Source organism: Halococcus hamelinensis 100A6 (assembly GCF_000336675.1).
In the GTDB taxonomy this organism is placed as follows: Archaea; Halobacteriota; Halobacteria; order Halobacteriales; family Halococcaceae; genus Halococcus; species Halococcus hamelinensis.
The window spans coordinates 98,562-118,233 of record NZ_AOMB01000010.1 but is presented as its reverse complement, the minus strand read 5'-3'; the positions used below and the strand labels follow the sequence as shown (position 1 = coordinate 118,233).

The following is a 19,672-nucleotide window of genomic DNA, read 5'->3' as shown; positions in this document are numbered from 1 at the left end:
CCTCCTCGACACCGTCGAGGACGAGAACTTCCGTCGACACGTCCTCAACGAGTACCTCGAACGGTTCCGGTCGACGCTGGCGCGCCAGACGATGTTCGCGGAGTTCGAGCTGAAGACCCACGAGCTCTCGGAAGCCGGCGAGGCGCTCACGCCCGACCGGCTGGATTCGATCTACGGCGAATTGAAGGAGGAGTTCTACGAGCCCGCCGTCGTGGACGACCGGATCGCGCGCGAGTGGATGCGGATCCCCCACTTCTACCGGGCGTTCTACGTCTACCAGTACGCGACCGGGATCTCGGCGGCGGTCGCGCTCGCCGAGGGCATCCGCGAGGAGGGCGAGGACGCGGCGGAGCCCTACCGCGAGTTCCTCGCGTCGGGCTCACACGACTACCCGATCGAGCTCCTCCGCGGGGCGGGCGTCGACATGACGACCGCCGACCCCATCGAGGCGGCCTTCAGCGCCTACGACGAGGCGCTCTCCGAGTTCGCGGACCTCGTCTGACTGCCCCGACCAAAACCACTTTTAACGACCGGAGCCTACGGCGAACATCGAATGTCACACAGTCCCTCCCTTCCCGACCGGCCGCGGCTGAACCTCGACCCGGAGCTCACGGGTGAGGAACGAGTGGCAGCGCTGGCCGAACATCTGGAGGACGTGACGGCGGTCCACGACGAACTCGCCGCCCGCCTCGACGAAGCCCGCGAGAACCGCGAGGAGCTGGCCGAGGAGGCCGAACAGCTCCAAGAGGAGAACGAGGCGCTCAAGACCTCCTCGCTCTACGTCGCCACGATCGAGGAGCTCACCGACGACGGCGCGATCGTCCGCCAGCACGGCAACAACCAGGAGGTGCTCACCGACGTCGCGTCCGCGCTCCGCGAGGAGATCGACAACGGCGACCGGGTGGCCGTCAACGACTCCTTCAGCGTCCAGCGCACCCTCTCGGCCGAGACCGACGCCCGCGCACAGGCGATGGAGGTCGAGGAGCGCCCGACGGTTACGTACGCCGACATCGGCGGGATCGACGACCAGGTCCGCGAGGTGCGCGAGGCCGTCGAGATGCCGCTGATCGACCCCGAACGCTTCGACACCGTCGGGATCGAACCGCCGACGGGCGTCCTGCTCCACGGCCCGCCCGGGACGGGCAAGACGATGCTCGCCAAGGCCGTCGCCAACGAGACCGACGCGACGTTCATCAAGATGGCCGGCTCGGAGCTGGTCAGGAAATTCATCGGCGAGGGCGCACGCCTCGTCCGTGACCTCTTCGAGCTGGCGAGCGAGCACGAGCCCGCCGTGATCTTCATCGACGAGATCGACGCCGTCGCCGCCAAACGAACGGACTCGAAGACCTCCGGCGACGCCGAGGTCCAGCGGACGATGATGCAGCTCCTCAGTGAGATGGACGGCTTCGAGGAGCGCGGCGACGTCTCGATCATCGCCGCCACCAACCGGTACGACATGCTCGACCGGGCTATCCTCCGCCCCGGCCGGTTCGACCGCCTCATCGAGGTCCCCAAACCCGACATCGAGGGTCGCGAGCAGATCTTCGCGATCCACACCCGTGGGATGAACCTCGCCGACGACGTGGACTTCGAGGCGCTCGCCGAGATGGCCGAGGAGTTCAGCGGCGCGGAGATCGAGAGCCTCACGACCGAGGCCGGGATGTTCGCGATCCGCGACGAGCGCACCGAGGTCCGGATGGCCGACTTCGAGGAGGCCTTCGAGAAGGTCACCGAGGACGAATCGCCCGGCACGCCGATCGCGTTCAACTGATCGGTACCGCCGAGATCGCAACCCACATCGATCCCCTTCGCCGACCATCCCGCATGAGTTCCATCAGGGTCGTCCCCGGAACCGGCACTGGCCCGACCGCGCTCGCCGCCTACGACGCCGCGCTCGCCGACGCCGGCGTCCACAACTACAACCTGATTCGAGTCTCGTCGGTAGTCCCCGCCGAGAGCCGGATCGAGGTGCTCGACACCGCCCCCGACCTCGGGCCGGCGGGGAACCGCCTCACCGTCGTGGAGGCACGGGCGACGACCGAGATCGAGGGTGACGACCCTGAAACCCACGTCGGCGCGTCCGCGGGGCTGGGCTGGACGCGCGACGCGACGGGGCGCGGGCTGTTCTACGAAGCCTCGGGCTCCGACCCCGAAGCGGTCCGCGACCGCGTCACCGAGGGGCTGACCGCGGGCCGGGACCTTCGGGAGTGGTCGTTCGTCGACGAGCGCGTGGTGACCGCCGACACCGCGACGGACCTCGACCCCCACCGTTCGGACGCGTACGCCACCGCGGTGGTGGTCGGAGCCTACGGCGAGAGCGAGCCGATCCTGTAGTCGGGGGGTTTTTGAGGCCGTGACGAATAGGGAGGGCGTTCTTCTCATGACCGGCAACACGCCATACGCGGGACAACCGACCGACACCGACCCCGGACGGCGCGCGAACGCCGACGTGCCGGAGCTCTCGCCCGAGCAACGCCGGACGCTCCAGGCGGGCCTCGACACCGTGGTCGCCCGCACCCGGGAGTACCTCCCCGACGAGTACGTCGTCGGCGCGCAGATCGTCGCCGGGAGCGACGGCCCCGAGGGAACCGTCGCGGTCCAGCCGCCCATCGGCCACCCCGTCAGCGCGGGCCTCCCGGCCGACAGCGACCTCGACGAGGGGCTCGACGACGACGACCGCGACGAGGTCGCACGCGGGCTCGCCGCGAGCGCCGCCCTCCAGGTGAAACAGGCCGTCTCGGACGCCATCGTTCCAGTCGCGCGGTAAGCACTCCGAAGTCGATACCGAATCGGACGACGAAGGAGGATACTGGGACCGACGATGAACGATTTCACGAAGGGGATGGTCGTGACGGGAGTGATGCTCCTGCTGTTGGTTATCACGGAATACGACGTCGCACCCGAGCCGACACATCTCCCGCTGTACGCGATAGGATTACTCTTGCTTCCCGTGGCGTTCTACTACTATCGAAAAGTGGACACTGACCAGCGGTCTGCGGAGTAGTCTTCAACGATAGCGGGAGGGACGTGCCACGAGACTTCAGCCCGAGACCGTGGTCGGCGGGTCGTAGAACAACACGTAGCCGAGCGTCGCGAGCGCGGGGAGCGTGCCCACGGCGAGGGCCGTCGGAATCGCCAGCGGCGAGGCCACACCGCCGGCGAACCCCGCGATGAGGAGGGCGGGGAGCGCGAGCAGGACGAGGTCCGCCGGCGCGACCGTCGGGCGGCGCTCGCGAACCGTCTCGACGACCGATTCCGCGGTCGCGGGGAGCGGAAGAGGGGTCATCGTTGTCGACACCACGAACGCCGGCTAATTAAATATTATTACTGCGTACGAGCCGTCACTTCCCCCAGAAGGGGTCGCGCCGGCGGTGTTTGTCGAGGTACATCCGGAGGGCGTCGGCCTCGTCGGCCGGGATGTCCTCCGTGAGCTCCTGTTCGAGGACCTTCGCGTGTTTCTCGGGGAGTCCGACCCAGAGCTCGTCGCCCTCCTCGATCTGCCGGCCGACGGTGGGGCCGTCGATGGCGACGCTCACGCGGTCGCCCTTGCGGGCCTGGTCGACGTCCTCGCCCTGGTCCTGGATGCCGTTGACCTCGCCGATGCGCTTCGGCTCCGACCCGGAGAAGTCGACGACGCGCGCGTTCCGCTTCAGGGTCCCGGTCAGGACCTCGACGCCGACCACCGCCGGGTCGTTCTGTCGGAAGGTGTGGTCGGGGAGGAGCTGGAAGCGCGCGGGCCGCGAGATGTTCTCGAGGATGGCGTCCTGCTGGCTCCGCTCGCGTTCGGTGACGAACTCGTCGTACTCCTCGACGAGGCGGTAGATCACGTCGCTCTCGAAGATCCGGACGCCGCTCTCCTCGGCTAGGTCGGCGGCGTTGTCGAGGACGTCGACCGAAAAGGCGAGCACCGTCTCGTGTTTCTCCTCGTCGGCGGTGCTCGCCACTGTGACGTCGCGCGGCGCGACCGCCCCGACCTCCGCCCGGACGATCGGGATCTCGGCCTCCTCCAGAGCATCGGCGACGGCTTCGAGGCTTCCGAGGGTGTCGGCCTTCACCACGACCCCCTCCTCCTGGGTGGTGACGCCGATGGCGGCGAGCTCCTCCTCGACCGCCGCCACGACCTCCTCGCGGGGCTGGTCGCGGACCACCCGAACCGGGGCCCCGGCCATCGCGCTGTCGAGCTCCGGTGCGGCGATCTTGAGCCCCGCCGCCGCGCTCACCGCGTCGACCTGCTCGAAGCGGCTCTCGGTTCTGATCTCGGCGAGCGGCCGGGGCTGGAGCAGCGCCCGAACGTCGGTCACGATCGGGTCGCCCGACGCGCCCACCACGATGGTGTCGTCCGACCTGACGGTACCGTCGTAGAGCACCACGTCGATCGCGGTGCCGAACCCCTTCTGGTCTTTGACCTCTAGGACCGTGCCCGCCCCCGGTCCGTCGACGTCGATCGCCATCGCGTCCTTGAGGTAGCGCTGGGAGAGCCCCATCAAAACGGTGAGAACGTCGGGGACGCCTTCCCCGGTTTCGGCGCTCGTGGGAACGACGCCGACGTTGTTGGCGAAGTTTTGCACTCGCCAGTACATGTCCGCCGAGAAGTCGTGGTCCGAGAGCTCGCCGATGAGTTCGTAGAGGTTCTCGTCGAGGGTCGCCCGCGCCCGGTCGGACTGGGCGTCGTAGCTCTCCTGTATCGGCACGTCCGACTGGGGGTTCCAGCCCGGAACCGTGTCGATCTTGTTCGCCGCGACCACGAACGGGGTCTCGGTTCGTCGGAGGATGTCGAGGGCCTCGATGGTCTGGGGCTGGAAGCCGTCGTTGACGTCCACGACGAGGATCGCGATGTCGGCGAGCGCGCCCCCGCGAGAGCGGAGGGTCGAAAAGGAGTGGTGGCCGGGGGTGTCGATGAACAGCAAGCCGGGAAGGTCGAAGTCGTCGGGGTCGACGAGGCTCCCCGCCAGCTCGGAGACGGTTTCGAGGGGCACGGCGGTCGCGCCGATGTGCTGGGTTATCGCGCCCGCCTCGCCGTCGGTGACCGCCGAGCCGCGGATCTTATCGAGGAGCGTGGTCTTGCCGTGGTCGACGTGGCCGAGGACCGCGACGATCGGGGTTCGGAGGGACTCCGCCGTACCGCCGGCGGCGTCCGCGTTGGTGTGTGTTTCGGACATTGCATTCACCCGAGAAAGTCGTAGTTAGGGGGAGCGGGCCACGCCAGTTAAACACGTCGTCGTGTCCGTCCAACCGGTCAGTGGCGCGTTTCGGCCGCTCCGCCCTCCGTGGTGTTTATAATGCCGGCCTTCGGTATGACGGGTATGCCAGACGTACTCGCGCGGAACCTGATCGACAAGGCCGTGATCGGGTCCGACGGGACCGAACTCGGAACGCTCTCGACGGTGACGATGAACATCGAGACCGGCGAACTCGCGAACCTCATCATCACGCCGCGGGGCGAGACGATGGACCAGGTCGAGATCGAGCGCGACGACGAGGGCCGATACGCCGTCCCGATCCGAAGCGTGCAGGCGGTCAAAGACCACATCGTCGTCGACCGGTGATGGAAATACTCGATTCGTCGGCGTTCATCAACGAGTACGACGCGGGCGACGACATCGCGACGGTGCCGGAGGTGGGGATGGAGCTCGAAGGCGAGCATTCCTATCGCTACGACGCGCTCGAAGGCGCGGGGATGTACATCCACGTGCCCGAGGAGGCCGTGGTGGGCCGGGTCGAGCGCGCCGCGCGCGAGAGCGGCGACGCCGGCGAACTCTCCGAGACGGACATCAAACTCGTCGCGGCGGCGTTCGAACTCGATGCCACGTTAGTAACCGACGACTACGCGATGCAGAACGTCGCCGACCGGCTCGATGTTCGCGTCGAGTTCATCGCCCAGGAGGGCATCACCGAGGCCCGTGAGTGGGAGTTCCAGTGTCAGGGCTGCGGCCGGACGTTCGACGAACGGAGGGACCGCTGTCCGATATGTGGCAGCGGCCTCGCCCGGAAGAACCCCTCGTAAGGGTTCGCGACGATTCTAGAAGTAGGGGTGAAAGGAGAGCGCCTCCAGCGCGTAGAGCTGGGCGAACGTGACGGCGTTGTAGGCTCCGTGAATGAGTGCGGGGACGAGGAGGTTGTCGGTGTACTCGTAGAGCCCGCCCAGAATGAGCCCGAGCAGGAAGGTCGAGACCACGTAGCCGCCGGCCCCGGCGAGGCCCGAGGCGGCGATCGTGGCGGTGGCGTGGGCGATCCCGAAGAGGGCGCTCGAAAGCAGGACCGCCGGCACGGGCGAGAACACCCGGCGGAGGATCCCCTGTACCCCGCCGCGGAACAGGATCTCCTCGCCGGGACCGGTCGCGAGGAAGGAGAGCGCGATGAGGTAGAGTGCGAGCGTCGGGTCCGCCCTGACCGCGCTCACGATCCGGTTCGTGCCGGGCGCGAGGCCGATACCCTGGAGGAGGATCGAGACGGCCTGCGAGGCGGCCACCAGCAGGACGAAGCCCACGAGCACCCAGCCGAGGTCACGAAGGAGACGTCGGGGATGCGAGAGCGAGGGCCACCGGACGTCGAAGAGGCCGGCGACGTCTGCGTAGCGTATGTAGGCGAAGACGACCGCGGCGAAGCCGACGTTCTGGAGGAGCGTCGACCCGACGTAGCCCGGCGTGCTCCGGATCGAGAGGTCGAAGGCCGAGAGCACGGGCACCAGCGGGACCACGATGAGGTTCGCGACGAGGAAACCGGCGACGACGAGCCCGAACGCGGTCGTGATCGCCGAGAGGTAGCGAAGGGGGTCGGATCGGGTGCCGTCGGTGTGTTCTGCCGCCATCCGTTCTGTGGGGGTCGGTGGCCGCGTCGAATAGCTCCTTTGGTCACTCCACGACGAGTCGCGTCTTCTCCGCGACCGCCGCCGACTCCTCGTTCGACTCGCCGATGAGGCCGCGAGTGGCGTTCTTGCCCCACTCGACCGCGGGCTGGGTGAACGTCTCGACTCCGTAGAGCTCGCCCGCGAGCACGCACGCGACCTCCATCGTGTAGAGGAGCTCGCCGATGCCCCGACCGTCCACGCGGTCGAGTTCGACCCGAACCGAGGGGCGGTTCGCCGCCGCGAGGCTGGCCTCGGTGGCCTCGAACTCGGCGTCGATGAGGTCGTCCATGCCCGTCCCGCCGAGGTACGCGAGGTCGTCGACGTCCGTCTCGGGGATCGGGAGCGACGTGCGCTCGCGCGGTCGGACGAACGTCACGAGGGTGTTCGCCGGCCCCGCCCGATACCGCTGGAGCTGGGAGTGCTGGTCGGTCGCGCCGAGCGCCCGCGCGGGGAGCTGGCCGAGGCCGTCCTTTCCCAAACTCTCCGCCCAGAGCTGGGCGAACCACTCCCCGAAGGAGTCGAGGGATTCGGCGTAGGGCAGCATGGCGTTGACCGCCGCGCCGCGGGCGTCGAGCGCGTACGCGACCGCGCCGTAGGCGTAGCCGGGGGTCTCGTAGAGCGAACCCGAGAGGTCGGCGGCGTCGCGCGCGCCGTCGAGGATGGGCGCGATGTCGTGGCCCCGGACCGCGAGCGGGACGAGGCCCACGGAGGAGAGCGCCGAGAAGCGTCCCGGCACGCCGTCGGGGACGCGCAGTGCGGGGAGGTCGTGGTCGTCGGCGAGGTCGCGAAGCGGGCCGGAGTCGCCCGTCGTCACGACGGTTCGGTCGGTCCAGTCGACGTCCGCCTCCTCGAAGGCCGCGCGGGCCACGAGGAAGTTCGCGAGTGTCTCGGCGGTGGTGCCCGAGCGCGAGACCACGTTCAGTACCGTCTCGTCGAGCGGCAACAGCGAGAGCACCTCCGACACCTCCCTGGGGTCGACGTTGTCGAGGGTCAGGACCCGCGAATCGCCGAGCGCCTCGGCGAGGGTGGCCGCGCCGAGCGCGCTGCCGCCGATCCCGACGACGAGGACGTACTCCGCCCCCGCGACCGGGTCGACCGCCTCCGTGATGGCCTCGGGGTCGGTGGTCTCCGGGAGGTTCAGCGCCGCGTAGCCGAACTCGTCGTCCCGGCGGCCGCGCTCGATACGGTCGTGACAGGCCTCGACGCGGTCGTCGAGGCGGTCGAGGGCCGCGCGGGAGACGCCAGGGGAGGCGACGTCGGCCAGCGCGTTGCCGATATCGATCTTCATAGGGGGAGTGACGACGCCGACGACAAAGCCCTGCCGACCGCGGCGTTTAATCGCTCGGGACCCTCCATCGCGCCATGGTCGAGGCGAGCGCGGGCGACGACGCCGACGCGGCCGACGGCGGCACGACGGACGGGAGCCCCCGAGCGGACGCGTCCGAGAGGACCTACGACGGGTTGCTGGGTGCGATCCCCTACGCGTTCCGGTCGAGCCGGTCGCGGGTCTTCAGGAGCTACGCGGTCCTCGGCGTGGTCGCGGCGGTGCTCGTGGCCGTCTTCATGACCCTCGCGCTCGTCACGCTGTTCGGCGCGACCGCGGGCGCACGCGGCGGGTCGCTGACGCTCTCGCGCGCGTTCTACGTGGTGGTCGCGCTGTTCCTCGTCGGCCCGCTCCTCGCGCCGGTGTTGCTCGTCGCGCGCCGCCACCGCAGGGTGGGCGACCGAAAGCGCTACGACGCGTGGCTGGGGTTCGCGGGGTTCGGCTTCCTCGCGTCGCTCTACGTCGGCCTCGTCATCGCGGTACCGGTCGCAAACCAGGAAGCCGTGACCGGTGTGCTTGCACCCCTCGTCGAGGCGCTCTACGCGCTCCCGAGCCTCGCGGGGTTGGTCCCCCCGATCCTCGCCGCCGTCCTGATCTGGCTCGTCCACCGGCTCGCGCGGTAGCTCGAACTGAAAGACCCAATCCCGCCGAGCGCGGACCCCGTACATGGAAAAGCAGAGCACGTTCCTCGTGACCCACGCCGACGCGGCGTCGGCGGTGTTGAAGGACGCCGACGACGGCCAGGTCCACACGCTCGACGGGAACCCCGGCCTCGACGCGAACGACGCCCTCGACGCCACGGTCGCGAACGACGAACTCGGCGTCACGTGGGAGCTCGTGGATATCGAGGAGCGACGACCGCTGACGACCGGCGAGAGCGAGGAGCCGCCGACGAGCCAGGAACGCGAACTCGCAACCGAGGGGGACGAGGGCGACGTGACGACCCGCGAACGCGCCGGTATCGGCGAGATCCACGTGCTCACGCTTCCCCCGGAACGGGTCGCGGACGCGGTGACCGACGTGCTCGACGACGAGGCGACGCTGGTCCGGGCGGCCCGACTCGGTGTGAACCGCGTGGAGGTGCGCAGCGACGCCGAGGCGGGCGTGGTTTCGGTTCGATATCTGCCCTGAACCGGCGGAGGCGGACCTGAAAGCTTATGCCAGGATGACGTGACCGACGAGAGAGAAATGGGGATTCCGAGCGCTTTCGTGCGGCGAAGTCTACAGGTCGCCCTGGTGATCGTGGTGGTCGCGAGCGTGGGCTACGGTGGTGGCGTCGTCCAGGCGGCCGGACCCGACCAGCGACCGAGTCACGAACTGGGGTCGGTGGCCGCCCAACAGACCGATTGGAACGGCGTGACCAACGACAGCGAACCCAACGACGACCGTTCGACGGCGACGCCGCTTACGGACCTCATCCCCGGACGGAACGAGGGGGTCGTCGGAGGGACGATCTCCGGCAGCATCAACCAGACGCCGGCGGCGAGGGAAACGTCACCGACCCCGACGTGGACTTCTACTCGTTCGACGCCACGGAGGGCCAGTCGATAAACATCTATTCGCAGGGGACCGGTCGCCTCCCATCGGGGCGCTACGACATGACGCCAGCGGAGGGAACGCTCTACGGTCCGAGCGGGGCGGTCGTCGCGACGGCCGGCTCCGGGATCGGGGACGTCTTCACGACCGGAACCACGCTCGAGGAGACCGGGACCTACTACTTCAAGGTCAACGGGAGCGGTGGTATCGAGGGCAGTAACTGGTACGACTTCGGCATCGGGATCGCGGACCCGGACCCGTTCGAGCCGAACGACGATGCCGACAGTGCGCTCGCGATCGACGACGGCCCGGTCGACGGGACCATCACGGGCAACGACACCGATCGCTTCGCCGTCGAACCCACCACCGACGGCGAGGTCACCGCCACCGTCGAACTCGGGGACCTGCCGACGGACAACCCGGGGAATCTCGTCGTCGACGTTCTCGATGGTGAGGGCGAGCGGGTCAGTCGGACGTACAACGTCGACTATGCCGGTGATGCGTCCGAAAGCGGTCCGTTCCGGAGCAACGAGACCCGGAAGACGGGGGTGGAATCGAAAACCGTCGCAGTCGCGAACACGACCGTCGAAGCGAGCCGGACGTACTACGTCAGCGTGCGACCGGTTCCCGAGTACGACCCGGAAGCGGTCGGTGGCTTCGTTCCCTACAGTCTGAACGTCTCGGTAAGCGGGTCGGATCGAATGGAGGAAGCCAGCTCGCTGGTCATCGTCGGCGGGTCGGCGGAGGACAAAGTCACCTACGCGTTCACCCACGATGGAACCGTCGAGCGCAGCGGTGAGAGCCACGGCGCGCCCATCGACGACGACGCGGTGACGATCGACACCGACGTCGACACGGTCTCGGACGGTCGGGTCGATGGTCGCCTCGGCGGTGGCGGCGACGCCTATCTCGTTCGTGGCAACATCACTGGCTTCCGACTCGACGGCGACGCGAGGGTCTACCTCGACGGTCGCGAGGTCGGTCCGGGTTCGTTCGGTGAGGTCGCAAACGGCGAACCCGTGACTCGGACGGCGACACCGACCGCGACAGCGACACCGACCGCGACGCAGACGGCGACACCGACCGCAACGCGCACCGAAACGGCGACACGAACGGCGACGGCGACACCGACCGCAACGATGACACCGACCGCCACCGTGACGCCGACGACGACCGCAACCGCTACCCCGTCACCGACCGCTACCGAGACGACCACGTCGGCGACCGGCGCGTCGACGGCGACGAACGGGAGCGACGGGGCGGTCGTCGGCGGAACCGAAACCACGACGGAGGATGGACCCGGGTTCGGCGCGTTGCCGGCGGCGATCGCGGTCGTCGCGGCCGGACTGGTGGCGCTTCGACGCCGCTGAACCGATCGAAGGCGCGCTCCTCGGCGAGCGCGACATAAGAAAGTTTATTCGAAGCCGTCGCACACCGCACGGCATGGTCGCGTTCGACGTACCGGACCTCGATTACACCCGGTACACCGACCGCCAGCTCGCCGCGATTCCGCTGGCGGTGCTCGTTCTCGCGCTCTGTGTTCTCGGCGGCTGGTTCCTCGCCACCGGCGCGCCGGTGACCCCCGGCATCGACTTCACCGGCGGGACCGAGGTCCAGGTCTCGACCGGTGCCTCACAGACCCAGATCGAGGAGGCCTTCCCGACCCAGCCGACCTCCGTCACGCCGACCGCGGGCGGCAACACCTACATCGTCACCTTCCAGTCGACGAACACCGGTGCGCTCACCAACGCCGCCCAGTCCGCTGGCTACCAGGTGGACTCCGTCCAGGCCACCTCCGCGAACTTCGGTGCGGGAGCCCAGCAGACGGGCGTCATCGGGCTGATCGCGGCGTTCGCCGGGATGGCGCTCCTCGTGTTCGCGCTCTTTCGGACCTTCATCCCCTCGATCGCGGTGATCGCCTCGGCGTTCTCGGACATCGTGATCCCGCTCGCGCTGATGAACCTCTTCGGGATCAAGCTCTCGCTCGGGACCGTCGCCGCACTCCTGATGCTGATCGGCTACAGCGTCGACTCGGACATCCTGCTCAACAACCACGTCCTCCGGCGGCGGGGTGACTTCTACGAGAGCACGTATCGTGCGCGCCGCACGGGGGTGACGATGACACTGAGCTCGATCGCCGCGATGGCGGTGATGGCGGTCGTCGCCTCCGACTTCGTGCTCGGGATCCCGCTCCTGCCGGAGGTCGGCACGATCCTCGTGATGGGACTCATCACCGACCTGATGAACACCTATCTCCTCAACGTCAGCCTGCTTCGCTGGTACATGTACGAGGGGGTCGCACGATGATACGCGATAACTGGCGGATCGTCCTGCTCGTGGTGTTCGTCGTCGTCGCCGGGCTGGCGCTGTTCGTGCCGGGCTTCGGCGTCGACGACGGCGGCAACGCCACCGCGACGAACGCCACGAGCGGTCCCACCAACCTCCAGTTCGGCCTCGAACTCTCCGGTGGCACTCGAATCCGCGCGCCTCTGGTGGGTCTCACCGCCGAGAACGTGAACGTGCCCCCGAACCAGCAGGCCAACCTCACCGGGTCGGTGGCGGAGGACCTCGGTGTCTCGCCGACCGACGTCCAGGTGAGGGTGGGCAACGAGTCGGCGACCGTCGAGGTGTTCTCGGAGAACGTCTCACAGGGGCAGTTCGCGAGCGCGCTCCAGCGGGCCGGTTACAACACCACCCGGGACGACATCCGGACCGGCGTGACCGAGGAGACCGACGAGAGCGCCGTCGAGGTACTCGAGAACAAGATCAGCGAGTCGGGGCTCACCGGCGGCACCGTTCAAACTGTGTCCTCGGGCGATCAGAGTTACATCCAGATCGAGGTCCCGAACCAGAACCGCTCGGAAGTCAGGGACCTGGTGGCCGACCAGGGCCAGGTCCAGACGGTGGCGTACTTCACCGTCGAGGGGAACCGGACCCCCTCGTACTGTGAGGGCCCGGTCGGTGGCAACGGGAGCGGCGGTGGGGGAGGCGAAGGTGGAGCGAACACCTGTAACGTCACCGTCCTCCAGAGTCAGGACGGCTTCCAGTCGGTTGGGACCGTCCAGCGGGACCAGCAGGGCCAACCCATCGTGCCGGTGACGCTCACCGAGCAGGCCGCCCGGCCGTTCACCCAGGCGATGCAGCGCTACGGCTTCGCCGACGCCGCGAACGCCTCCAGTCGACAGGGCCAGGTCAGGACCTGTAACTTCGAGACGGGCGGGGGCGGGCACTGTCTGCTGACGGTGCGCGACGGCGAAGTGGTCTACGCCGCGAGCGTGACCCAGGGGCTCGCCCGGCAGTTCGCCACCGGAAGCTTCGTCAACGACCCTGGCTATCAGACGTCGGCAGGGAACGCCTCGGAGGCACAGAACCTCCAGGTCGACCTCCAGGCGGGGGCGCTGCCCGCGCCGCTGAACTTCGACCAGGGCACGAGCCAGTACATCCTGCCGAGCGTCGCCCAGCGGTTCAAGGGGCTCTCGCTCGTCACGGGGCTGGTCGCGGTGCTCGCGGTCGCGGGGGTCGTGTTCGTCCGCTATCGCGAACTCCGGGTGGCGATCCCGATGGTGATCACCGCGCTCGCGGAGGTGTTCATCCTCCTCGGGTTCTCCTCGGCGGTCGGGCTGGCGCTCGACCTCTCGCACATCGCGGGATTCATCGCGGTGATAGGGACGGGTGTGGACGACCTCGTGATCATCGCCGACGAGATCCTCCAGAGCGAGGTCAAGACCGGGAGGGTGTTCCAGAGCCGCTTCCGGCGGGCCTTCTGGGTCATCGGCGCGGCCGCCGCCACGACGATCATCGCGATGAGCCCGCTCGCGGTGCTTTCGTTGGGTGACCTCCGCGGCTTCGCCATCGTCACCATCGTCGGCGTGCTCATCGGGGTCCTGATCACCCGCCCGGCCTACGGGAACGTGCTCCGGCGACTGCTGACGGACACCTGAATCCGCACTCTCGATCCGTTCATCACCGATTTTTCGGACTTTGTAGCGGTGTGAAGGCGGTTGGCGCGTGTGGAGGGCGTCGGAGACACCCGACTCGCGCGAGGGATGAGGGAACGGAACGAGCGAAAGCGAGTGAAGTGAGCGAATCGGCTGGGGAGGCTCGTGGCTGACGCGGGGCGGTGGTGGTCGCGGTGCGGTTTCCCATTTGCATCGGGATTCGCGGTTATCGGTCAGTAAAGGCGTACCCTCAGAAACCGGGGCGCACGAGTGCTATTCGAACTCTTATTCAGAAATTCGAAAGCGTCGACTGGGCAGCTGCATCCAACACATCCCGACTGGTTTTCCACGAGGCACGCGCGAACGGCGGAAGCTCACCGTGTTCACGGACGTACTCCCGGAGGAACTCCCGAGTGTTCGGATCGCTTGGATAGCCGCTCCCGAGCGGGCCGTGCTCGTCCGCCAGCCGTTCGATGTGCGAATCACGGGCGACCTTCGCGACGATGCTCGCCGCGCCGACGAGGTCGTGATTCTCGTCGGCCCCGTGTTCGGCCGTGACCTCGACGTCGGTTTCCGTTGCTACCACGACCCGCCGACCGAACCGCGCCGCGTCGGTGTCGCAGGCGTCGACGATCCCAGTCAATCCGTCCTCGGCCACGTCGTCGATCGCTTCGGCCGCCGCCGTGATCGTGAGCGCGTTGATGTCGGTCTCGGGGTCGTCGATCTCGGAGGCTGTGACCTCGACCACGGCGGTCGAAACCCGGTCGTCACCGTGGAGGTCGTCAACGAGCGCCTCGCGGCGCGCGGGCGAGAGGCGTTTCGAGTCGTCGATGCCGGCGGGAAGGTCGGCGGGGTCGGCGCGGACGCACGCCACGAACAACGACCCCAGGACGGGACCGCGGCCAGCCTCGTCGACGCCGAATCGCATGTCCGGAACTCACGCGGCGGGACCAAATCGGTTCCGAGTCGGTGGTGCCGAAACAGCACCGGGGATCCCCGAAATCGATTCGTTCGGGGTGGCAGAACCACCGCCAGCGCTACATGTATGCACGTACACGTACTTGTATGGCGAGCAAGAACATCACCATCAAGGAGGCGTCGTACGACCGGCTCAAGGCCATGAAACGGCCGGACGAGAGCTTCAGCGACCTCATCGACCGACTCACCCGAAACGAGGGGGACGTCCGGGCCGGATTCGGGGTGTTCGCCGGGGAATCCGAGCCGGCGTTCAGCGACGTCGTCGACGAGGAGCGCACGCGGATGGAGCGGGAGTCGGCCGAGCGAGAGGAGCGGGTGTTCGAGTGATCCACTTCGATACCAGTTTTCTCGCGGACTACCTCCAGGGCGAGACGTACACCATCGATTTCCTGGAAGCGCACGAGGACGAGCCGTACTCCACCACGAGCGTCGTGCGGTTCGAGCTGTTCAACGGTGCGCTGAAGCATCCGTCCCCGAAGATGACCGTCGAGGGGGTTCGGCTCGGGCTCCAGTGGGTGTCGGTCGAACCGTTCGACGACGGAATGGCCGAGGAAGCCGCCGAGATACAGGAGGCGCTCCGAGAGCGGGGTGCGATTCTCTCCGCGTTCGACGCGCTGATCGCCGGAGCGGCGCGGGAGGTCGGGGCGACGCTCGTGACGAGGGACGACGACTTCGAGCGCGTCGACGGATTAACGGTCTCGGTACTCGGGTGACCATCGCTCCGTGAGAACAGGGGCGAGGTCGGTTCCACGTCGGCACCGGATTCGTCCGTGATCACGCATCCGAAAATCGCTGGTTGTCGTCTTCGGCCCTATCGACGCGGTCGTTGGACAGTGATGCACGCTCGATCCCCGTGTGAACACACCAGCGGCCCGCTCAATCGGCCGATTCCTCGATGAGATAGTCGGGGTCGTCGAAGGCCTCCTCCTCGCCCTCGACGGCGATAACGTCGAGCGCCGTGACCTCGCTCTCGATCCCGAGCAGGCCGGCGAGGCTCGGCTCCGTTCGGCCGTCGTCGCCGCTCATCAACTCCTTGACGTAGAGCCCGCCCGCGCCCTTGACCTCGACGGTGGCGTGGTACGGGTCGTCGAGCGCCCCCTCGGTCTCGTAGACCTCGCGTTCGCGGGTCAGCGCCGCGCGACGGTGGTCGACGCGCTGGGGGGTGTACTGCTCGACCGTCGCGCCGCGGAGGTCGTCGAGTGCGGCTTCGAGGTCGCTTTCCTCGACGGGGTCGGCGAACTCGACGGTCATGGAATAGGTCTTGTTCGCGTCGAGCTCCTTCACGCGCTCGACCATCTCGTGGGTCGCACGCCGGAGGCCCTCGACCTCGGCCTTCCCGTCGGCGAACTCGTTGATCTCGGTTTCGAGCGCCTCGGTGTCGACCGCGCGGTGCTGGGGGTGTTTGACCTCGATCACGAACGGCCGGCCGGTGCCGAGCATGACGGCGTCGACGTCCTCGCGACCCGCACCGTGGAAGAGGCTCTCGGAGCCGTCCATCGCCTCGCGAACCACGGGCGCGGTGAGTTGTTCGACGCTCTCGTCGTAGAGGTAGCCCGACCCGCCACAGTGCTCGCAGGGTTCGGTGCCGCCGTCGGCGGCCATCTGGGTGCCGCCACCACCGCACTCCCGGCAGGGCCACTCGGTCTGGGGAATGTCGCGTTCGAGCTTGCGGTACCGACCGTAGACGAACGCCGGGTTGACCTGGACGTCCACGCCGCCGGCGTCGAGCCCGCGTTCGAGGTTCACGAGCGCGAGCACGTCGGGGCGCTCGAAGTCGACCTCCGTGCCGGTGCGCGCGCCGACCCGCTTGCCGACCTCGCGGTTGAGCTCGGATTTGAAGCGTTCGCCGGCGTCCTCGGGGAGCCCGCTGTCCTCGCGGAGCAGGCGGTCGTTCTCTTCGAGCAGGGGCGGGACGCGGGTGCCGACCTGGTAGGTCGAAAATTCGACGCCGGAGAGCGCCTCGCAGACCTCGTCGGCCCACGCGTCGAAGCGCTCACACTCGCCCTCACAGACCCAGCACTCCTCGGCCGGCTCGAAGGGTTCGTCGTCGTCGAGACAGGCCGCGATCCGGAGGGCGCGACCGCGTTCGTCGTTGGTGAGTCCGAAGCTCCGGTCGGCGAAGACGCGGCCGAGACACGCGTCACAGACCGGGCCGTTCGCGATGACGGCCCGGGCGTCGTCGAGGGTGGACATGGTCCGAGAAGAGGGCGCGTGCGTGTTTCGCTTTCGGATCCCCCTTAGATCCCCGTCCGCCGCTCAGGACCTCCGCAATTCGGTCGAGCGGAAGTCCGGAAGTAGTCTCACGACACCATCGTCTCGGCCATCCGTCGGCAGAGCCGGATGCTGTCGTAGCCCGAGAACGCCTCGAAGGCGACCACACAGACGGTGTAGACGGCGGCACCGACGACCACCAGCAAACAGAACTCGACCACGCCCGTGGCGATGCCGGCAGTGTGGACCCCGAACACCGCGAGCCCCATCACGGCGCTCGCGACGGCGGGATAGGCGACGAGGCCGAGGAGTTCGGCGTAGCTTCCGTCGACGATGCGCACCGCGAGATACGTCGAGACGGGTTCGGAGAACACCAGGGAGTTACCGACGATCACGAGCGCCGTGCCGACCGCGCCGTACCGCGCGGTGGCGGGGTAGATCAGGAGCGCGATGATCACCAGTTTGCCGAACTGGATCTTGGTGGCGATCTCGGGCCGGCCGATCGCCTGGAACAGCGGTCCCGTGGTGGCCCCGAGCGAGCGCAGCAGTCCCCAGGCCGCGAGGAGCTGGATGAGCGGGACCATCGGGCCCCACTCCTCGGTGAGGAAGGTGTTCACGAAGGTGGGGGCGACCGCGGCGATGCCGACCGCGACCGGGAACGAGACGAAGGTGGTGAGCTGCACCGTCTTGAAGAAGCCGTCGCGGAGCTGGCGCTCGTCGTTTTGCATCTTCGCGTAGGTCGGAAAGACCACCGAGGAGATGGTCTGGGTCACCTCGGTCGCGGGCGCGTTCGAGATCTGGTAGCCGAGCTGGTAGAGCCCGATCACCGCCGCGCCGAGATACCACCCGACGAACGCGTCGTCGCCCTCCATGATGAGGAAGAGCACGACCCCCGAGGCGAAGATCCACTTCCCGTAGCCGAAGAGTTCGCGAGCGTGGCCCAGGTCGAACCGTGGCCACGGCCGGTAGTCGTCGACGATGTAGGAGGCGATCAGGCGAACGAAGTCGCTCGCGACGAGCCCGAACACCAGCGCCCAGACCGACTGGGTGACGAACGCGACGCCGAGCGCGACGAGGACGTAGAAGACGGTACCGGAGATGGTGTAGAAGAACTGCTTGTCGAAGCGGAGGTCCTTCTTGAGGTACAGGAGTCCGGGGTTCTGGAGCCCCGAGAGCAGCGGCGAGAGCGCGAGCACCCGGAGGACCGGCGTGAGCTCGGGCTGGTCGAAGACCGCAGGCGAGGCCATGAACGGGGCGACGAGGAACAGGATCGCGGCGACCAGCACCCCGCGAGCGTTCTGCATCATCCAGGCGGTGTCGAGGTAGGCGTCGACGTTCGCCTCCTCGCGCTGGATCAGCGCGGCGTCGATGCCGAGCCGCGAGAGCTGGGTCAGCCCGCTCATCACCACGAGCGCGAGCGCCATCACGCCGTAGTCGTCGGGACCGATGATCCGCGCGACGAACAGCACGATGACGAGCTGGAGGAAGCGGTCGAGGACGTTGGTGATCGTCACCCAGACGCCGCTGGTGACCGCCCGCTCGGAGAGGCTCTCGCCGGGGGCGAGAACGCGTCGCAGGACGTCCACGATGGTTCGGAGCGACACTCGCGGGTGGTTTTCGGGCCGAGGGTAAAAGCGCGCCGTCCCGCGGTCGACCGGGTCGGACGACCCTCGGATCGAGTTCGAAACCGACGGCGGGAGTTCGTACGCCGGCCTCGGAATCGTGGTGCTCTGCGGTTCGCTCCACGTCCGCAACGCGCTGGCTCGGCTCTCGGGCTGGTGGACACGATTGCTGCTCTGGACGCGCGAAACGGCCTAACTGGCCGTCTACGCACCGAACCCGCGAAGGATCATCCGGCCGTCGGTGCCGCCGAGTTCGGGGAGCGTCGCGCGCTCGGGGTGGGGCATCAACACCGCGACCGTCGAGGCGTCGCCGAGCACGCCCGCCACCGCCCCCTTCGAGCCGTTGGGGTTCGAGCCCGAACCGATCTCGCCGTCGGCGTCACAGTACCGGAAGAGAACGCGGTCCTCGGCGTCGAGCCGGTCGAGTCGGTCGTCGGCGATCTCGAAGCGCCCCTCGCCGTGGGCGATCGGGAGCGAGATCACCTCGCCCACCTCGAAGCCGCGCGTCCACGGCGTGTCGGCGTTCTCGACACGGAGGTGGACGTGTTCACACTGGAAGCGCGCGCTCGCGTTGGTGGTGAACGCACCGGGCGTGAGCCCCGCCTCGCAGCCGACCTGTGCGCCGTTGCAGACCCCGAGCACCGGGATCCCGCGCTCGGCGGCCGCCCTGACCTCCGCCATGACCGGGTCGCGGCTCGCCATCGCCCCGGCGCGGAGGTAGTCGCCGTACGAGAAGCCACCGGGGAGGACGATCCCCGTGGGCTCCTCGGGGAGACCGTCCTCGTGCCAGACGAGCTCGGCGTCGACGCCCACGTCGCGGAGCGCACGGACGGCGTCGCGGTCGCAGTTCGAGCCGCCGAACCGGAGCACGGTGACCGTCACGCCGACCACTCCCGGGGACCGGCGAACGGGCTCACCGGGACTCGACCTCCACGGTGTAGTCGTGGATGGTTGGATTGGCGAGCAGGCGCTCGGCCATCGCGTCGGCGCGTTCGGCGGCCGCGGCCTCGTCGGGGGCCGCGAGGTCGACCTCGAAGCGGTCGGCGGCCCGGAGGTCCTCGAGTTCGAACCCGAGGCGTTCGAGCGCCCGGGCGGTGGTCTCGGCCTCGGGGTCGAGCACCCCCCGCTTCAGCCGGACCGTGACGACGGCGGTGTAGGCGGTCATTGGCGGGCGAAGGGTGGGGCGAGCGAAAACCGTTCTGGATCCGCCGAGAGC

The 19,672-nt window shown here is 68.3% G+C and carries 24 protein-coding genes; 15 read left to right on the top strand and 9 right to left on the bottom strand.

Annotated features, from left to right (window positions below):
* From C447_RS04185 to C447_RS04165, 5 genes are all read left to right on the top strand, one after another.
* The coding region (locus tag C447_RS04185; RefSeq protein ID WP_007691231.1) for a M3 family metallopeptidase at window positions 1-502 on the top strand (502 nt) is incomplete at its 5' end.
* A gap of 51 nt (window positions 503-553) precedes the next feature.
* Window positions 554-1,771, top strand: coding sequence for a proteasome-activating nucleotidase Pan2 (pan2, locus tag C447_RS04180; protein WP_007691230.1), 1,218 nt, complete (start codon window positions 554-556; stop codon window positions 1,769-1,771).
* A gap of 53 nt (window positions 1,772-1,824) precedes the next feature.
* The gene (locus tag C447_RS04175) at window positions 1,825-2,334 is read left to right on the top strand and encodes a pyruvoyl-dependent arginine decarboxylase (protein WP_007691229.1); all 510 of its coding nucleotides are present in this window, start codon (window positions 1,825-1,827) and stop codon (window positions 2,332-2,334) included.
* 46 nt (window positions 2,335-2,380) lie between these two features.
* Window positions 2,381-2,767: a DUF5811 family protein gene (locus C447_RS04170; protein WP_007691228.1), complete on the top strand. Its 387-nt coding sequence runs from the start codon at window positions 2,381-2,383 to the stop codon at window positions 2,765-2,767.
* 54 nt (window positions 2,768-2,821) lie between these two features.
* A complete protein-coding gene (locus C447_RS04165; RefSeq protein WP_007691226.1) occupies window positions 2,822-3,004 on the top strand; it encodes a hypothetical protein in 183 nt (60 codons plus the stop codon).
* 36 nt (window positions 3,005-3,040) lie between these two features.
* On the opposite strand, the gene C447_RS04160 is transcribed toward C447_RS04165, so the two are convergent.
* Both C447_RS04160 and infB read right to left on the bottom strand, forming a co-directional pair.
* The gene (locus C447_RS04160; RefSeq protein WP_007691224.1) at window positions 3,041-3,286 is read right to left on the bottom strand and encodes a hypothetical protein; all 246 of its coding nucleotides are present in this window, start codon (window positions 3,284-3,286) and stop codon (window positions 3,041-3,043) included.
* A 55-nt stretch (window positions 3,287-3,341) separates the two neighbouring features.
* Window positions 3,342-5,159 (bottom strand): translation initiation factor IF-2, encoded by a 1,818-nt coding sequence (gene infB / locus C447_RS04155; RefSeq protein ID WP_007691221.1) that lies wholly within the window; start codon window positions 5,157-5,159, stop codon window positions 3,342-3,344.
* Window positions 5,160-5,303: 144 nt separating this feature from the next.
* Between infB and C447_RS04150 the strand changes: the two genes are divergently transcribed.
* The gene (locus C447_RS04150) at window positions 5,304-5,546 is read left to right on the top strand and encodes a PRC-barrel domain-containing protein (protein WP_007691219.1); all 243 of its coding nucleotides are present in this window, start codon (window positions 5,304-5,306) and stop codon (window positions 5,544-5,546) included.
* Window positions 5,546-6,004, top strand: a complete 459-nt coding sequence (locus tag C447_RS04145) for an NOB1 family endonuclease (protein WP_007691217.1) — start codon at window positions 5,546-5,548, stop codon at window positions 6,002-6,004. Before C447_RS04150 ends, C447_RS04145 begins: the two co-directional genes overlap by 1 nt.
* Before the next feature lie 15 nt (window positions 6,005-6,019).
* Here the strand turns inward: C447_RS04145 and C447_RS04140 are convergent, their stop codons facing one another.
* Complete coding sequence (locus tag C447_RS04140; RefSeq protein WP_007691215.1) at window positions 6,020-6,808, bottom strand: CPBP family intramembrane glutamic endopeptidase; 789 nt, start codon at window positions 6,806-6,808, stop codon at window positions 6,020-6,022.
* Window positions 6,809-6,851: 43 nt separating this feature from the next.
* Window positions 6,852-8,135, bottom strand: coding sequence for a hypothetical protein (locus C447_RS04135; protein WP_007691214.1), 1,284 nt, complete (start codon window positions 8,133-8,135; stop codon window positions 6,852-6,854).
* A 74-nt stretch (window positions 8,136-8,209) separates the two neighbouring features.
* Between C447_RS04135 and C447_RS04130 the strand changes: the two genes are divergently transcribed.
* From C447_RS04130 to C447_RS04105, 6 genes are all read left to right on the top strand, one after another.
* Window positions 8,210-8,794, top strand: a complete 585-nt coding sequence (locus C447_RS04130) for a hypothetical protein (RefSeq protein ID WP_007691213.1) — start codon at window positions 8,210-8,212, stop codon at window positions 8,792-8,794.
* A gap of 43 nt (window positions 8,795-8,837) precedes the next feature.
* Window positions 8,838-9,302, top strand: a complete 465-nt coding sequence (locus tag C447_RS04125) for a DUF5812 family protein (RefSeq protein WP_007691211.1) — start codon at window positions 8,838-8,840, stop codon at window positions 9,300-9,302.
* 57 nt (window positions 9,303-9,359) lie between these two features.
* Window positions 9,360-9,722, top strand: coding sequence for a hypothetical protein (locus C447_RS04120; RefSeq protein ID WP_007691209.1), 363 nt, complete (start codon window positions 9,360-9,362; stop codon window positions 9,720-9,722).
* Window positions 9,680-11,077, top strand: a complete 1,398-nt coding sequence (locus C447_RS04115; RefSeq protein WP_007691207.1) for a hypothetical protein — start codon at window positions 9,680-9,682, stop codon at window positions 11,075-11,077. Before C447_RS04120 ends, C447_RS04115 begins: the two co-directional genes overlap by 43 nt.
* Before the next feature lie 73 nt (window positions 11,078-11,150).
* Window positions 11,151-12,014: a protein translocase subunit SecF gene (secF, locus tag C447_RS04110; RefSeq protein WP_007691205.1), complete on the top strand. Its 864-nt coding sequence runs from the start codon at window positions 11,151-11,153 to the stop codon at window positions 12,012-12,014.
* Entirely contained in the window at window positions 12,011-13,648 is a 1,638-nt protein-coding gene (locus C447_RS04105) for a preprotein translocase subunit SecD family protein (RefSeq protein WP_007691204.1), read from the top strand. The genes secF and C447_RS04105 overlap by 4 nt, the downstream gene beginning before the upstream one ends.
* A gap of 286 nt (window positions 13,649-13,934) precedes the next feature.
* On the opposite strand, the gene rnhB is transcribed toward C447_RS04105, so the two are convergent.
* Window positions 13,935-14,573, bottom strand: coding sequence for a ribonuclease HII (gene rnhB, locus C447_RS04100; protein ID WP_007691202.1), 639 nt, complete (start codon window positions 14,571-14,573; stop codon window positions 13,935-13,937).
* Window positions 14,574-14,710: 137 nt separating this feature from the next.
* Here rnhB and C447_RS04095 point away from each other — a divergent pair, with 137 nt between their 5' ends.
* Both C447_RS04095 and C447_RS04090 read left to right on the top strand, forming a co-directional pair.
* On the top strand, window positions 14,711-14,950 hold the full coding sequence (locus tag C447_RS04095) for an antitoxin VapB family protein (protein ID WP_007691200.1): 240 nt from the start codon (window positions 14,711-14,713) through the stop codon (window positions 14,948-14,950).
* Entirely contained in the window at window positions 14,947-15,336 is a 390-nt protein-coding gene (locus C447_RS04090; RefSeq protein WP_007691198.1) for a PIN domain-containing protein, read from the top strand. The genes C447_RS04095 and C447_RS04090 overlap by 4 nt, the downstream gene beginning before the upstream one ends.
* Before the next feature lie 163 nt (window positions 15,337-15,499).
* Here the strand turns inward: C447_RS04090 and C447_RS04085 are convergent, their stop codons facing one another.
* The 4 genes from C447_RS04085 to purS all read right to left on the bottom strand — a co-directional run bounded on the left by C447_RS04085 (window position 15,500) and on the right by purS (window position 19,621).
* Window positions 15,500-16,816: a tRNA pseudouridine(54/55) synthase Pus10 gene (locus C447_RS04085; protein ID WP_007691196.1), complete on the bottom strand. Its 1,317-nt coding sequence runs from the start codon at window positions 16,814-16,816 to the stop codon at window positions 15,500-15,502.
* A gap of 107 nt (window positions 16,817-16,923) precedes the next feature.
* Entirely contained in the window at window positions 16,924-18,438 is a 1,515-nt protein-coding gene (locus C447_RS04080) for a lipopolysaccharide biosynthesis protein (protein WP_029601961.1), read from the bottom strand.
* 222 nt (window positions 18,439-18,660) lie between these two features.
* Entirely contained in the window at window positions 18,661-19,338 is a 678-nt protein-coding gene (gene purQ, locus C447_RS04075) for a phosphoribosylformylglycinamidine synthase I (RefSeq protein WP_007691192.1), read from the bottom strand.
* Window positions 19,339-19,369: 31 nt separating this feature from the next.
* Complete coding sequence (gene purS, locus C447_RS04070) at window positions 19,370-19,621, bottom strand: phosphoribosylformylglycinamidine synthase subunit PurS (RefSeq protein WP_007691191.1); 252 nt, start codon at window positions 19,619-19,621, stop codon at window positions 19,370-19,372.
* Window positions 19,622-19,672: the final 51 nt, after the last annotated feature.

What these genes read in the sequence shown, in the direction of transcription:
- C447_RS04135 (WP_007691214.1), bottom strand. Translation starts at nt 8,135, where the DNA reads ATGAAGATCGATATCGGCAACGCGCTGGCCGACGTCGCCTCCCCTGGC.
- infB (WP_007691221.1), bottom strand. Translation starts at nt 5,159, where the DNA reads ATGTCCGAAACACACACCAACGCGGACGCCGCCGGCGGTACGGCGGAG.
- C447_RS04125 (WP_007691211.1), top strand. Translation starts at nt 8,838, where the DNA reads ATGGAAAAGCAGAGCACGTTCCTCGTGACCCACGCCGACGCGGCGTCG.
- C447_RS04170 (WP_007691228.1), top strand. Translation starts at nt 2,381, where the DNA reads ATGACCGGCAACACGCCATACGCGGGACAACCGACCGACACCGACCCC.
- C447_RS04150 (WP_007691219.1), top strand. Translation starts at nt 5,304, where the DNA reads ATGCCAGACGTACTCGCGCGGAACCTGATCGACAAGGCCGTGATCGGG.
- C447_RS04085 (WP_007691196.1), bottom strand. Translation starts at nt 16,816, where the DNA reads ATGTCCACCCTCGACGACGCCCGGGCCGTCATCGCGAACGGCCCGGTC.
- C447_RS04140 (WP_007691215.1), bottom strand. Translation starts at nt 6,808, where the DNA reads ATGGCGGCAGAACACACCGACGGCACCCGATCCGACCCCCTTCGCTAC.
- C447_RS04120 (WP_007691209.1), top strand. Translation starts at nt 9,360, where the DNA reads ATGGGGATTCCGAGCGCTTTCGTGCGGCGAAGTCTACAGGTCGCCCTG.
- purS (WP_007691191.1), bottom strand. Translation starts at nt 19,621, where the DNA reads ATGACCGCCTACACCGCCGTCGTCACGGTCCGGCTGAAGCGGGGGGTG.
- secF (WP_007691205.1), top strand. Translation starts at nt 11,151, where the DNA reads ATGGTCGCGTTCGACGTACCGGACCTCGATTACACCCGGTACACCGAC.
- C447_RS04105 (WP_007691204.1), top strand. Translation starts at nt 12,011, where the DNA reads ATGATACGCGATAACTGGCGGATCGTCCTGCTCGTGGTGTTCGTCGTC.
- C447_RS04175 (WP_007691229.1), top strand. Translation starts at nt 1,825, where the DNA reads ATGAGTTCCATCAGGGTCGTCCCCGGAACCGGCACTGGCCCGACCGCG.
- C447_RS04095 (WP_007691200.1), top strand. Translation starts at nt 14,711, where the DNA reads ATGGCGAGCAAGAACATCACCATCAAGGAGGCGTCGTACGACCGGCTC.
- C447_RS04165 (WP_007691226.1), top strand. Translation starts at nt 2,822, where the DNA reads ATGAACGATTTCACGAAGGGGATGGTCGTGACGGGAGTGATGCTCCTG.
- C447_RS04145 (WP_007691217.1), top strand. Translation starts at nt 5,546, where the DNA reads ATGGAAATACTCGATTCGTCGGCGTTCATCAACGAGTACGACGCGGGC.
- pan2 (WP_007691230.1), top strand. Translation starts at nt 554, where the DNA reads ATGTCACACAGTCCCTCCCTTCCCGACCGGCCGCGGCTGAACCTCGAC.
- C447_RS04160 (WP_007691224.1), bottom strand. Translation starts at nt 3,286, where the DNA reads ATGACCCCTCTTCCGCTCCCCGCGACCGCGGAATCGGTCGTCGAGACG.
- rnhB (WP_007691202.1), bottom strand. Translation starts at nt 14,573, where the DNA reads ATGCGATTCGGCGTCGACGAGGCTGGCCGCGGTCCCGTCCTGGGGTCG.
- C447_RS04130 (WP_007691213.1), top strand. Translation starts at nt 8,210, where the DNA reads ATGGTCGAGGCGAGCGCGGGCGACGACGCCGACGCGGCCGACGGCGGC.